Origin of the sequence: Kribbella sp. NPDC000426, from assembly GCF_040300265.1 — a bacterium.
Taxonomy (GTDB): domain Bacteria; phylum Actinomycetota; class Actinomycetes; order Propionibacteriales; family Kribbellaceae; genus Kribbella.
The window spans coordinates 71,001-83,783 of record NZ_JBEPDK010000010.1 but is presented as its reverse complement, the minus strand read 5'-3'; the positions used below and the strand labels follow the sequence as shown (position 1 = coordinate 83,783).

Annotated in this window: 13 protein-coding genes; 7 read left to right on the top strand and 6 right to left on the bottom strand. The window is 69.0% G+C overall.

Going from position 1 to position 12,783, the window contains the following annotated elements; translation table 11 throughout:
- A complete protein-coding gene (locus ABT313_RS39600; RefSeq protein ID WP_350865192.1) occupies positions 1 to 2,022 on the top strand; it encodes a glycosyltransferase family 39 protein in 2,022 nt (673 codons plus the stop codon).
- An 822-nt stretch (positions 2,023 to 2,844) separates the two neighbouring features.
- The gene (locus tag ABT313_RS39595) at positions 2,845 to 3,267 is read left to right on the top strand and encodes a hypothetical protein (protein WP_350865190.1); all 423 of its coding nucleotides are present in this window, start codon (positions 2,845 to 2,847) and stop codon (positions 3,265 to 3,267) included.
- Here the strand turns inward: ABT313_RS39595 and ABT313_RS39590 are convergent.
- Positions 3,251 to 3,829, bottom strand: coding sequence for a TetR/AcrR family transcriptional regulator (locus ABT313_RS39590; protein ID WP_350865187.1), 579 nt, complete (start codon positions 3,827 to 3,829; stop codon positions 3,251 to 3,253). The genes ABT313_RS39595 and ABT313_RS39590 overlap by 17 nt on opposite strands.
- A 53-nt stretch (positions 3,830 to 3,882) precedes the next feature.
- Between ABT313_RS39590 and ABT313_RS39585 the strand changes: the two genes are divergently transcribed.
- Positions 3,883 to 4,941 (top strand): FAD-dependent monooxygenase, encoded by a 1,059-nt coding sequence (locus tag ABT313_RS39585; protein WP_350865185.1) that lies wholly within the window; start codon positions 3,883 to 3,885, stop codon positions 4,939 to 4,941.
- Between the two features lie 9 nt (positions 4,942 to 4,950).
- Positions 4,951 to 5,826 (top strand): phosphoribosylaminoimidazolesuccinocarboxamide synthase, encoded by an 876-nt coding sequence (locus ABT313_RS39580; RefSeq protein ID WP_350865183.1) that lies wholly within the window; start codon positions 4,951 to 4,953, stop codon positions 5,824 to 5,826.
- Here the strand turns inward: ABT313_RS39580 and ABT313_RS39575 are convergent.
- The 5 genes from ABT313_RS39575 to ABT313_RS39555 form a co-directional block, all read right to left on the bottom strand.
- Entirely contained in the window at positions 5,823 to 6,311 is a 489-nt protein-coding gene (locus tag ABT313_RS39575; protein WP_350865180.1) for a hypothetical protein, read from the bottom strand. The genes ABT313_RS39580 and ABT313_RS39575 overlap by 4 nt on opposite strands.
- A 79-nt stretch (positions 6,312 to 6,390) precedes the next feature.
- Positions 6,391 to 7,011: a CDP-alcohol phosphatidyltransferase family protein gene (locus ABT313_RS39570; protein ID WP_350865177.1), complete on the bottom strand. Its 621-nt coding sequence runs from the start codon at positions 7,009 to 7,011 to the stop codon at positions 6,391 to 6,393.
- The gene (locus ABT313_RS39565) at positions 7,008 to 8,333 is read right to left on the bottom strand and encodes an FtsX-like permease family protein (RefSeq protein WP_350865174.1); all 1,326 of its coding nucleotides are present in this window, start codon (positions 8,331 to 8,333) and stop codon (positions 7,008 to 7,010) included. Before ABT313_RS39565 ends, ABT313_RS39570 begins: the two co-directional genes overlap by 4 nt.
- Positions 8,330 to 9,013, bottom strand: coding sequence for an ABC transporter ATP-binding protein (locus ABT313_RS39560; RefSeq protein ID WP_350865171.1), 684 nt, complete (start codon positions 9,011 to 9,013; stop codon positions 8,330 to 8,332). Before ABT313_RS39560 ends, ABT313_RS39565 begins: the two co-directional genes overlap by 4 nt.
- Complete coding sequence (locus ABT313_RS39555) at positions 9,010 to 9,531, bottom strand: PadR family transcriptional regulator (RefSeq protein ID WP_130442487.1); 522 nt, start codon at positions 9,529 to 9,531, stop codon at positions 9,010 to 9,012. The genes ABT313_RS39560 and ABT313_RS39555 overlap by 4 nt, the downstream gene beginning before the upstream one ends.
- 112 nt (positions 9,532 to 9,643) lie before the next feature.
- Here ABT313_RS39555 and purS point away from each other — a divergent pair, with 112 nt between their 5' ends.
- From purS to ABT313_RS39540, 3 genes are read left to right on the top strand one after another with little or no spacing between them, the layout of a single operon-like run.
- Positions 9,644 to 9,895, top strand: a complete 252-nt coding sequence (gene purS / locus ABT313_RS39550; protein ID WP_130387955.1) for a phosphoribosylformylglycinamidine synthase subunit PurS — start codon at positions 9,644 to 9,646, stop codon at positions 9,893 to 9,895.
- On the top strand, positions 9,892 to 10,563 hold the full coding sequence (purQ, locus tag ABT313_RS39545) for a phosphoribosylformylglycinamidine synthase subunit PurQ (RefSeq protein ID WP_350865167.1): 672 nt from the start codon (positions 9,892 to 9,894) through the stop codon (positions 10,561 to 10,563). The genes purS and purQ overlap by 4 nt, the downstream gene beginning before the upstream one ends.
- Entirely contained in the window at positions 10,563 to 12,782 is a 2,220-nt protein-coding gene (locus tag ABT313_RS39540; RefSeq protein WP_350865164.1) for a hypothetical protein, read from the top strand. Before purQ ends, ABT313_RS39540 begins: the two co-directional genes overlap by 1 nt.
- Position 12,783: the final 1 nt, after the last annotated feature.

Genomic DNA, 12,783 nt, shown 5'->3' with positions numbered 1-12,783 from the left:
ATGACTACGCTGACTGATCCCGTCGAGGCCACCCGGTCTCGCTCGATCACAACGCAGTACACGCTGAGTCGGGACAAGGTCCTGTACGGCGGTCTGCTCGTACTGACCGCGATCGCGTATCTGTGGGGGCTTTCCAAGAACGGCTATGCCAACGAGTACTACGCGGCCGCCGTGCAGGCCGGGTCGACGAGCTGGAAGGCCTGGTTCTTCGGGTCGTTCGACGCGTCGAGCTTCATCACCGTGGACAAGACCCCGGGCTCGCTGTGGATCATGGGGCTGTCCGCGCGGATCTTCGGCTTCAACAGCTGGAGCATGCTGGTGCCGCAGGCGCTGATGGGCGTCGCGAGCGTCGGGTTCGTGTACGTGTCGGTGCGGCGGTGGTTTTCCGCGAACGCCGGGCTGCTGGCCGGGGCGATCCTCGCGGTGACGCCGGTCGCGGTGCTGATGTTCCGGTTCAACAACCCGGATGCGCTGCTGATCCTGCTGCTGTGCGCCGGTGCGTGGGCGGTGACGCGGGCGATCGACTCGGTGAAGCACTCGGCGCGGTGGATGATCCTGGCCGGGGCACTGGTCGGGTTCGGGTTCCTGACGAAGATGCTGCAGGCGTTCCTGATCCTGCCGGCGTTCGGGATCGCTTATCTGGTGGCCGGGAAGCCGGCGCTCGGGAAGCGGCTGCTGCACCTGCTGCTCGCGACGGTCTCGCTGATCGTGAGCGCTGGCTGGTGGGTTGCGATCGTGGAGCTGCTGCCGGCGTCGGCGCGGCCGTACGTCGGTGGGTCGTCGAACAACAGCATTCTCGAGTTGACGCTCGGTTACAACGGTCTTGGACGGCTGAGCGGGAATGAGTCAGGGTCGGTCGGGGGCGGTATCGGGAATCCTGGCTGGGGTGGCGCGACCGGGTTGCAGCGGTTGTTCGGTGGCGAGTTCGGGTCGCAGATCTCATGGCTGATGCCGGCTGCTTTGCTTGCGACCGTCGTACTGGTCGTTGCTGCGGGCAAGGCGCCGCGGACGGACAAGACGCGCGCGTTCGCGTTGCTGTGGGGCGGGTGGCTTGTCGCTACTGGCTTGGTGTTCAGCTACATGCAGGGGATCATCCATCCGTACTACATGATCGCGTTGGCGCCGGCGTTCGGTGCGGTGATCGGTGGGGCGATGTGGATCCTGTGGCGGCGGCGGGCCGAGTGGTTGCCGCGGGCAACTCTTGCCGGCGGGGCGTTGCTGACGGCCGGGTGGAGCTTCGCGTTGCTGAACGGTACGCCGTCGTGGCATCCGTGGTTGCGGTGGGTCGTGCTGATCACGGGCGTGCTTGCGGCTGGGTTGGTCATGTTGCTGCCGGAGCTCAAGCTGCATCGGACGGCGGCTCGGCGGGCTGGAGTCGCTGCTGCGGCGGTCCTTGCGTTCAGTGCGTTGGCCGGGCCTACGGCGTACTCGCTGTCGACGATCAGCTCGGCGCACACGGGCGCGATCCCGACTGCCGGTCCTGGCGGGATGGGCGGGATGGGTGGCGGGCGTGGTGGCGGTGGCTTCCCGGGTGGTGGCCGGATGGGTACGCCGCCTGGTCAGACCGGAACCGGCACGACCGGGCAGCCGGGGACCGGGACTACGACCGGAGGCGGGATGCCCGCGGGTGGCGGTATGGGCGGATTCCTCGGCGGTGGCGGGATCAGCGGCCTATCGAGTGAACTCGTGACGCTGCTGCAGAACGGCTCGAAGGGGTACACCTGGGCCGCCGCGGCAGTGACCGCGAACGGGGCCGCGCCGCTGCAGATCGCGTCCGGCGAGCCGATCATGGCGATCGGCGGGTTCAACGGGACCGACCCGGCGCCGTCGCTGGCCGAGTTCAAGGAACTGGTTGCCCAGGGCAAGATCCACTACTTCATCGGTGGTGGCGGGATGGGCGGCGGCTTCGGCGGCCGCGGCGGGACCTCGAGCGACATCTCCACCTGGGTCTCCGAGAACTTCACCGCCCAGACCGTTGGCAACACCACCGTGTACGACCTCAGCACCGGAACAGGAGCATGAATATGACGCAAGAAGCCCAATGGCAAGCAGCCCGAGCAGCCCAGCCGGGCGAACCGCAGCAAACTGCCCCGGCACCCCAGGCAGGCGTGCAGGCAGCCGGCGCCGCGCAGCACGCGGGAACCGCGAAGCAGCCCGCCGTGCAGGCCGGCTCCGCGCAGGCCGGTGCGACGCCGCAGGCGGGTACTGCGCCGCAGGCGGGCGCTCCGCAGTACGCGGGACCTGCGCCGCAGGTGGGTTCTGCGCAGTACGCGGGTTCTGCGCCGCAGGTGGGCTATGGGCAGGCCGGCGGATCGGCGACCCAGGCGCCGGGTGGTGCTTCGGTTGCCTCTTCCCCCTCATCCCAGTCCGCACCCGCGGGTGGGAAGCGGCCTAGCAATGTGGTTCTGGCTGGGGCGGGGTCTGTGTTGGCGGTGCTGGCATTCCTTGGCGGGATGGCGGTTGGGCATTCATGGGACGGGACCAGTAGTCAGCAGAACCAATTCGGTGGGCCTGGTGGTGGTGGCTTCGGACGCGGGTTCCAGGGCAACGGGCAAGGGACCGGGCAGGGCACGGGACAGGGGACCGGGCAGGGGCAAGGGACGCTGCCAGGTCAGGGAACTCAGCAAGGACAAGGGACGCAGCAAGGGCAGGGAACCCAGCAAGGGCAGGGGACTCAGCAGCCTGGGGTGACGCAGAACGGGTGAAGTTGGGTTGAACTAGGCAGCCCGGCGGGCCAATGAGCGGACACTCGGCCCGTCGGGCGCTGTTTCTGGACGGTCGTCAAGCGATGAGACGACACGCGGAATGGTTCACCGGCCCACAGGGTGGGGTAGGGATGGGGGCGTGGAATGGTCGAACGTCACCTGGTTCCTGACCGCGCTCGGTGCGGTCGTCGTACTGATCACGCGCGTCCGGCTCGGTGGCACGGTGGTGGACGGCACCGGTCACGGCGCGGGCCGGCACGGGTTTTCTGCTGCCCTGCTGCGATCGCACACCGTCGTCGGCGTGGTCACGCTGCTCGGCTGGGTCGTTGCCCTGGTCACCGGTCGGCGTGAGATCGCGCTGGTGATGCTGGCCGGCTGGTGGTTGCTCACCGTCATCGGATTGTTGCTTCTGGCCCGTTGGTTGCCGGGCGGAGGCAAGCACGCCCAGGACACGCAGAGTGATGCGTGGGGTTCCGGCGCGGGCCTGTCCGTGCTCGGCCACGTCGGCATGCTGGTCGGTGTCTGCTACTTCACGTTCGTCACGATCACCGAGCGCCTTTGAGGCCGGCGATCAGCGCCACGACAGAGCGTCGTACGGCGGTCTCGAACGCTTCTGGTGAGAGCGTTGCGCCCGCCCCCGCGACCCGGTCGTACATCAACCCGTCCATCATTGCGGCCACCGGCCACGAGGCCGCCTCCGGTTCCGGTACGCCGAGCCCGTCGAGCAGCTGTGCCAGCATCGCCCGCAGCTGCCGCCCGCCGGTGTTGATCGCGGTCCGCAGTTCCGGCTGACGACTCGCCTCCAGTGACAACTCGTACCGCGCGACCAGATCGTCCGGCCGGTCGCGCGCCATCCCGACCGTCATCGCCACCATCAGCTCGACCGGGTCCGCCCCGGCCGGCGGCATCGCGCTGACGTCCCGGGTGAGCATCCGGCTCACGCACGCCGTGAGCAGCGCGTTCCGCGTCCGCAGGTAGTACGACGTCGATCCCGGCGGCAGGCCCGCCTCGGTGTCGACCGCCCGGTGCGTCAGCCCGCGCAGACCGCGCGTCGCGACCAGATGGATCGCAGCATCGGCGATCGCGTCCTGTCGATCCGCACCCCGAGGAACCGGCTTCGTCACGCCGGTCAGTCTCGCACCTCCCAACCAAACTCTACAGATGTAGAGTCAAGGTCATGAGTACGGCGATCGTGGTGGGGGCGGGTATCGGCGGGGTCACGGCTGCTGTCGCGCTGCAACGGTGCGGCTGGCAGGTCACGGTGCTGGAGCGCGCTCCGGAGCTGGGCGAGGTGGGGGCGGGCATTTCGGTCTGGCCGTCGGCGGTGGCGGTGCTCGAGGAGCTCGGCGTGAAGGGCGTCGAGAAGGCGTCGGTGCAGTCCAAGCCGGCCGGCATGCGGAAGGCGGACGGCCGCTGGGTGGTTACTGCGGCCGAGCTGGGGGTCGAGCTGCCGGTGATGATCCACCGCGCGCAGCTGCACGACCTGATTACGGCCGAGTTCGGTCCGGCTGTCACGGTCCGGACCGGGTACGACGTACGGACGGTCACGCAGGACGCCGACGGCGTCACGGTCAACGGCGAGCTCCACGCGGACCTCGTCGTCGCCGCGGACGGGATCCGGAGCGTGGTCCGGGGCTCGCTGTACCCGCAGTACAAGGGCCCGAGGTACTCCGGTTTCTCGGCGTACCGCGGGATTTCGGACCTGGACATCGACGACGGCGGCGGAGAGACCTGGGGCCGGGGGCAACTGTTCGGCTTCGCGCGACTGATCGACGGACGCTTCTACTGGTACGGAACGGCGAACCAGCCGGCCGGCCGGACGAGTGAGCCGACCGTGTTCACGAGCTGGCACGACCCGATTCCGCAGCTGATCGCAAGCAGCGAGAAGGTGCTGCAGAACGACATCTACGACCTGACGCTGCCGCTGGTCCCGTTCGTGCAGGGCAGGATCGTTCTCCTCGGCGACGCCGCCCATGCGATGACGCCGAACCTGGGCCGCGGCGCCTGCTCCGCGATCGAGGACGCCGGCGCCCTGGCGCGCCACCTTCAGGCCGGCGAGCTCACGCAGGCGCTGACGGCGTACGACGCTGAACGGCGACCCGCGACGACCAAGCTGGTCAAGCGGTCCCGGAGTCTCGGCCGGCTCGGGCAGGTCGAGAATCCGGTGGTGTGCTCGGTCCGCGACGGGCTGTTCGGCCTAGGGGGCAAGCTGATGGCACTCCGCGCCCGCAAGTAGGCTCGCGGCGTGATCACAACGCCGCAGGCGCCAGAGATCCCCGGCGCGAAGCACATCCACTCCGGCAAGGTCCGGGACCTGTACGAGCTGGACTCCGGCGACCTGCTGATGGTGGCGAGCGACCGGATGAGCGCGTTCGACTGGATCTTGGAGACGCCGATCCCTGACAAGGGGAAGGTGCTCACCGCGATGAGCCTGTGGTGGTTCGAGCAGTTGGACATGCCGAACCACATCATCTCCACCGACGTGCCGGCCGAGGTCGCGGGCCGCGCCGTGGTGTGCGAGAAGCTGGCGATCTACCCGGTCGAGTGCGTCGCTCGCGGTTACCTGAGCGGCACCGGCCTGCTCGACTACAACGCCACCGGCGCGGTCTGCGGCATCCCGCTGCCGGACGGCCTGGTAGAGGGTTCGCGGCTGGACGACCCGATCTTCACCCCGGCGACCAAGGCCGAGCTCGGCGAGCACGACGAGAACGTCTCGTACGACGCGGTGGTGGCGACGGTCGGCGCGGATACGGCGTCGACACTGCGCGACACCACGCTGGCCATCTACACGTGGGCGCGGGCGATCGCCGAGGACCGCGGGATCATCCTGGCGGACACCAAGTTCGAGTTCGGCGCTCGCGCGGACGGGACGCTGGTGCTGGCCGACGAGGTGCTCACGCCGGACTCGAGCCGCTTCTGGCCGGCCGACCAGTGGTCGCCGGGCAAGCAGCAGCCGTCGTACGACAAGCAGATCGTCCGGGACTGGCTGCAGTTCGAGTCGGGCTGGGACCGGACGTCCGGGGAGGCCCCGCCGCCGTTGTCGGGCGAGGTGGTCGAGCGCACCAGGGCGGCGTACATCAACGCCTACGAGCAGCTGACCGGTCGCACCTTCAACGCCTAGAAAGAGCTCACGCCGAGAGCGAGCAGGATGAAGCGGGCGCCTCGGCCGGCGAGGACCGACAGCGCGAACACGGCGGTCTTCATCCGCGAGGCGCCGCCGATCAGTGCCACGCCGTACAGCGGCGGGACGCCCACGAAGGCGCTCAGCAGCGTGACCGGGATGCCCCAGCGGCTGTCGCTCATCGCGTCCAGCAGCCGCTTGGACAGGTCGCGGTTCCACTGGATGAACCGGCCCCGGCGGGTGTCCAGGTCGACCGGCTTCGGTTCCTTGGTCTTGCGGGCCGCGTAGCCGGGGCGGTACCGGACGGCCAGGAACATGGCGACCTTGCCGATGGTCTGCCCGACGGAGATACCGGCCGCGGCGACCACCGGGTTCAGGGCATGGGTAGCGGCGACGGCGAGGACGTATGCCTCCGCGTTCATCACCGGTACGACGGCGGAGCCGATACCGAAGCCCACCGCGAGTACCAGTTGCCAGACCCACATGACTCCGAGGCTATTCGCCAGAGCGGCTATTCCCACGGAACTCAGGTCCACCTTCCGGGGTAGACCAGGGTCCACCCCCTCATCGTGACTGTCCGGGAGAGGCGAGCTGGCGGCCGGACAGGATCATGATCAGACGGTACGACGACACCACCTTGACGGCCAGCGCCGCGATCGCGACGGCGTACGGCAGCCACTGCGCGCCGGTGTGATCGGCCACGACCAGTGAGACCACGACTGCGCCCGTGTTCAGCGCCTTGGCGGGCTTGGACCAGTTCCAGAGGTAGATCGGCCGGTCGACCTTGTAGAAGTAGTTCGGGCTGAGCATCCACGGCCAGAGCAGGAACGAGAACGTCAGCATCGTGTCCAGTACGCCGAACTGGGCCAGGTAGATCGCCAGCGGACCGATCGTCGCCGGGTACGTCGCCATGAACGCGGCGGCGAGCAGGAACGAGCAGGCCCGGTCGCAGACGATGTCGAACACGGCGCCGGACAGCGACTCCTCGTTCCGTTTGCGAGCCACCCAGCCGTCCAGGCTGTCGCCGAACCAGTACGAGAAGTACCCGAGCACCAGCCAGGCCAGATCGCCGGTCCGGAACGCGACCGTGGCGACCGCCATCGCGATCAGCGTCCGGACCAGCGTGATCCGGTTCGGCAGGCCCAGCAGCAGCGCAGGCCGGACCGCCAGGGGGGTCGTACTCATGCGGCCCTCAGATTCTCGGGATCGAGTGCGTCCCGGAGTTGGTTGCGGAGGAGATAGCCGGCGGCCGCGCCGCCGAGATGGCCGAGCAGCCAGCCCCCGGCCGTCAACGCCGCTGCGATCAGCAGCGTGCCTGGCTCGAATGGATCAACCGCACCGCCGACCACGCGGCCGAGGCCGATCAGGGTGCCCAGCAGCAGGCCGGTCGCGAGCGCCGGTGCGGCAACCGCCGTCAGTTGGCGACGGATCACCCGGCGTAGGAATGCCAGATCCACACCCAGTGCGGTCAGGCTGGCGAACTGGCGACGCTGGTCGACCAGTTGGTCGGCGACACCGACGATGAGCGCGGCCATGGCGGTCAGTGCGACCAGGACCAGCCCGGCGATCGTCAGCCCGAATCCTGTGTTGTAGAACGCCGGACTGCCACCCACCTGGTCGTCCGCCTGGACACTAGCGATCCCGTTGGCCATGGTGCCGACGAGGAAGCCGCAGCAGCCCAGCAGCATGCAGATGCGGGAGGCCGGCCGCGAGTCGGTGACCAGCCGGAGTCCGGTCAGCATGTACGCCGGATCGCTCGACCGCTGAAGCCGCCGGCCGACGGCGCGGATCCACACCGCCGAGGTGCTCAGGAAGAACAGTGCGATCCCGGCCAGCGCGATCGTCGACGCCACATAGCCCAGGTACGGCGAGGTCAGCAGGCCAAGCAGGATCAGCACCGGCCCGGCGATGATGCCCGTACGACGCTGGGCCATGGACTCCGCTGCGACCGGCACCGGACCGTCTCGGTGCAGCAGACTGCCGATCACTGCACCAGCGGCCGTCATGGCGATGACCACGGGGACCCACAGCGCCAGGTCCAGCACCTCCGCACCCGGCAGGATGCGAGCCATCCGGGGGAGTGCGCCGAAGAGCAGGCTGAGCAGCAGGTACGCCGGTCCGGCGAGCAGACCGCCCACCAGACCTGCGATCGACGCATCGGTCACTGTCAGCTGACGCAGCTGCTTCCTCGATGCGCCTGCCAGTCGCAGGGCGTGCATCCGTCGTTCGCGGGCCGCCGTACCCAAGCGCAACGCCTGGACCGCGAGGCCTCCGGTCAGCACGGCGAGAATGATGAGGATCGCGATCAGACCGGAGCGGAGGCCGCTCTCGGCGACGTAGTTGCTGTAGATGCCTTCACTCAGCTCGCCCTTGCCCAGGCGCACGATGCGCAGTGCCCCGAGCAGCAGGGCTCCGCTGAGTGCGAGGGCTGCGGTGGCCAGCTGGACCCGGCTGCGGTCCGCCGGGGTCCGTGAGCGGGACAGCTGCACCAGCGTCTCAAGCGTCATCCGAGCGACACCTCATGCTGGATCAGGCCGTCGCGCAGCCTGATCTCTCGGTCCGCCGAGGATGCGACGACGTTGTCGTGCGTCACCATCAGCAGTGCGGCGCCGCGGTACCGGGCAGCCTGCAGCAGCACGTCGAGCAGCTCCTGGCCGGCACGGCTGTCCAGACTGCCCGTCGGCTCATCAGCGAGTACGACGGACGGCCCGGTGACCAGTGCTCGGGCCAGTGCAGCCCGCTGTGTCTGGCCGCCGGACAGCTCCGACGGCACCGCATCGGCATCGTCAGCGATGCCCACCTGGTCCAGCCAGTGGCGTGCGGCCACGTGGGCTTCACCACGCTCGTGGCCGTCCAGGAGGAGTGGCAGCGCCACGTTGTCGATCAGCGGCAGGTCCGGCACCAGCTGCCCGAACTGCAGCACGATGCCGACCTTCGTACGCCGGAGTGCCGCGCGCTGCTCCTCGGGTAGCGCGGACAGGTCCTGGCCGTCGACGCGGACGACGCCCGCATCCGGACTGAGGATGCCGGCCGCACAGTGAAGCAGTGTGGACTTGCCGCATCCGCTGGCCCCGGTCACCGCCACCACCTCGCCTGGCTTCAGGTGGAGACTCACACCGCGAAGCGCAGGGTTCCGCCGGTACGAGTACTCGACGGCCTCCAGCTCCAGTACGGGTTGTCCGGTCATCTGTGAGCCCCCCTTTGCTCTGAGATGCGGTCCAGGGCGCTGTCCAGCCAGCGCAGGTCGGCGTCGAGATGGGCCACGATGTACTCGCGGACCAGTGGTGAGGTCGGGTCGTCGTCGGCGGGAGTCTCCCGCAGTTCGCGGATCCGCCGCAGGTGGCTGGCGCGCTGGCGAGCGAGGAACCCGGCCGCGTCCCCTCCGGTGCGGATGGCTGCGACGAGCTTCCGCAGTACCTCGTCGGCACTGCCCCAGGCGGGTGGGACCGGATCGTTGAGCCAGTCGGCCAGGTGGTCGCGGCCCTTGCTGGTGAGCGCGTAGACGGTCCGGTCCGGACCTCCGCCGGATGTCTTGTCGACCACCTCGACCAGTCCGTCGCGCTCCAGTCGCCCCAGTGTCGTGTACACCTGGCCGAAGGCCAGGGGGCGGCTGTCGGGGAACCATGCGTCGTGGCCGCGCTTCACGTCGTACCCGTGCGCCGGGCCGGCGGACAGTAGCCCGAGGACGAGCTCTGCGGTGGCCATACCGGTGACTATACACTGCGTGTATGTACTGAGTGAATAGTCCGCGATGCGGCATTCTGGGCCTCGCTCGGTAGGATTCAGCCGTCACCCCGCAACGAACCTGGAGTAGTCAGTGGCTCGCGTTGTCGTCGACGTCATGCTCAAGCCCGAGATCCTCGACCCGCAGGGCAAGGCGGTGCACGGCGCGTTCGGCCGGCTCGGCTTCGACGGCGTGGCCGACGTCCGGCAGGGAAAGCGCTTCGAGATCACCCTGGACGGTGAGGCGACCGAGGAGCGGGTCGCCGAGATCCGCAAGGCCGCGGACACCCTGCTGGCCAACCCGGTGATCGAGGACTACACGCTGCACGTGGAGAACGGCCAGTGAAGATCGGGGTCGTCACCTTCCCGGGCTCGCTGGACGACGCCGACGCCCGGCGTGCAGCCGCAGTGGCCGGTGCCGAGGCGGTCGCGCTCTGGCACGGTGACGCCGATCTGCACGGCGTGGACGCGGTCGTCCTGCCCGGCGGCTTCTCGTACGGCGACTACCTGCGCGCCGGTGCGATCTCCCGGTTCGCCCCGGTGATGGAGACGATCATCAAGAAGGCCGGCGAGGGTATGCCGGTGCTGGGGATCTGCAACGGCTTCCAGGTGCTGTGCGAGTCGCACCTGCTGCCCGGTGCACTGATCAAGAACCACCACCGCAAATTCATCTGCAAGGACCAGCCGCTGCGGATCGAGAACAACCGCACCGCCTGGACCAGCGACTACGACGCCAACCACGAGATCACCATCGTGCTGAAGAACCAGGACGGTTCGTTCGTCGCCGACGAGGCGACGCTGGACCGGCTGGAGGGTGAGGGCCGGGTGGTCGCCCGCTACCTGGACGAGAACCCGAACGGCTCGTACCGCGACATCGCCGGCATCAGCAACGAGCGTGGCAACGTGGTCGGCCTGATGCCGCACCCGGAGCACTGCGTCGAGACTCTCACCGGACCGACCACTGACGGCCTGGGCTTCTTCACCTCGGTGCTGAAGGCCGTCGTCGCCTCCTGATGAAGCAGCTGGTCGCGGGGAAGGGGTGGCCCAGCCGGGCCCTTCTCCGCACCGCCGCGCTGCTAGCGGCGACCGCCGCTGTCGTCGGACCCGCCGCGGCGAGTGCCGCATCGCAGGCGCAGGCGGCAAGCTCCGCGCAGCAGACGGGCGCGCAGGCGACGCCCGCGACGGGCGTTCCCACCGCGGGAGCCGCTCACGCGGTGAGCTCCGCGCCGCGCGCGACGAGCGCCGCGCCGGAGGCGCGAGTGCCGACTGGGGCGGCTGACCTGATGGCGAAGGTTGTGGTTATCGGGGTGCCGGGGCTCACCTGGAGTGATGTGAAGGCCTCGCCGGAGCTGACTGCGCTGGTGGATCAGTCGCACGTCGGGTCGATCTCGGTGAAGACGGCCGGACCGCACACCTGTCCGATCGACGGCTGGCTGACGATCAGCGCCGGTACTCGCGCCTGGGGCAACGTCCCGGACCAGCCGTGTGGCGACCTGCCCGCAGTGACCGACGGCAAGGTCAGCGACTGGCAGACGTACGTCGACCGCCAGGCCGAGCACCACACCGGCGCCCCGATCGGCCGCCTCGGCGTCAGCCGTGACCGCGTCTGCGGCTTCGGACCGGGCGCGGCAGTCGCAGTAGCGAAGACCGACGGCACGGTCGCCAACTGGAGCCCGGAGTTCGACGCCGCCAAGCTCGCCAGTACTGCCTGTGGCGACGCGATCGTCGACGCCGGAGCGATGCCACTCCGCGAAGGACGCGCCGAGGCACGCAAGCACGTGGCCGACCGGGTGGCCCAGGCCAGAGCAGCAGGTGGCTGGGTGCTGCTCGTCGGCGTCGGCCAGGAGACAGTCGACGCGCATCAGCAAACGCTGGTGGCGATGCAGCTGCCTCCGGACAACGGACCGCGCTGGCTGACCAGCGACTCGACCCGCCGCCCCGGCATGATCCAGCTGACCGACATCACGGCCACGGTCCTGCGTGGTGAAGCCAAGTCGGTCGACCCGGCCGGGTCCGAGAAGGCAGGACCGCTCGACGGCGCGGAGATCCACTTCACCGGTGACGTGCACACCGATGCGGCAGCGGTGATCGAGGACAGGCTGGACGCCAACCAGCGGTTCGAGCAGCCGCGGCCGGTGCTGTTTGCGGTTGCGTTGACGATCGTCGGCGCCGAGGTACTCGCGCTGGTGTGGTTCCTGATCAGGCGCAGCCCGGCGTCCCGTCGTACTGCTGTGTTCACGTTGCTGGTGCAGGGCGGGTTCTACATCGCGGTCTTCTTGGCACAAGCGACCGTCTGGTGGCGGTGGCCGTCGCCCGGGTTCTCCTTGTACGCCGTGACGATCGGCATCAGCGTCCTCTCTGCAGCAGTCGCACAGGTGCTCCTGAAGCGGTACGCGTACCTGGGGCTCGCGTTAGCGGCGTACGTGCTCCTGTTGGTCGACGGAGTGCTCGGTACGCCGATGCAGGTCGGCAGCATGTTCGCTGACGGACCTGTGATCGGCGGGCGGTTCTACGGCTTCGGCAACTCGACCTTCGCGACGCTGGCGGTCGGTGCGCTGGTCACTGCCGGGTGGGCCGCGCAGAAGCTGCTCGACAAGAGCAGAGTGCAGGCCGCACTCGCAGTACTGGCCATCGGCGGCGCTGCGATCGTCGTGGACGGCAAGCCGGGCTGGGGCACCGACTTCGGCGGCATCATCGCGCTGACCCCGGCGGTGCTGCTGATGGCCTGGCTGACCTGGAAGGGCACCATCTCGCTGCGCGCGCTGATCGGCGTGGGCGTGGCCGGCGTACTGGCGGTGTCCGTGGTCGCCTTCCTCGACTACCTGCGTCCGCCCGAGCAGCGTAGCCACTTCGGTACGTTCGTCGCGCGCCTCCTCGACGGTGACGTGAGCGACGTACTGATCCGCAAGTTGCAGATGGCGGTCCAGTTCTTCAGCGGACCGGCAGGCTGGCTGATGCTCGTCGCCGTCGTCCTGCTCATGCTGGCCACGGTCCTGCCGCACCGAGTGCCGTCGGAGTCTTACCGCGAGTTCTACACCAGTCGGCCGATGGTCCGGCCCACGCTGCTGGCCATGTCGACCTGTGGACTGGTCGGCATGCTCCTGAACGACGCCGGGGTCGCATTGCCCGCGATCATGGCCGGTTTCGCTGTCCCACTGCTGGTGGCTCATCTGATGGCTTCCCAGCAGCCCGCTACCGTTTCACCTGAGTCCCACCTAGTGCAGGAGTCCTGAA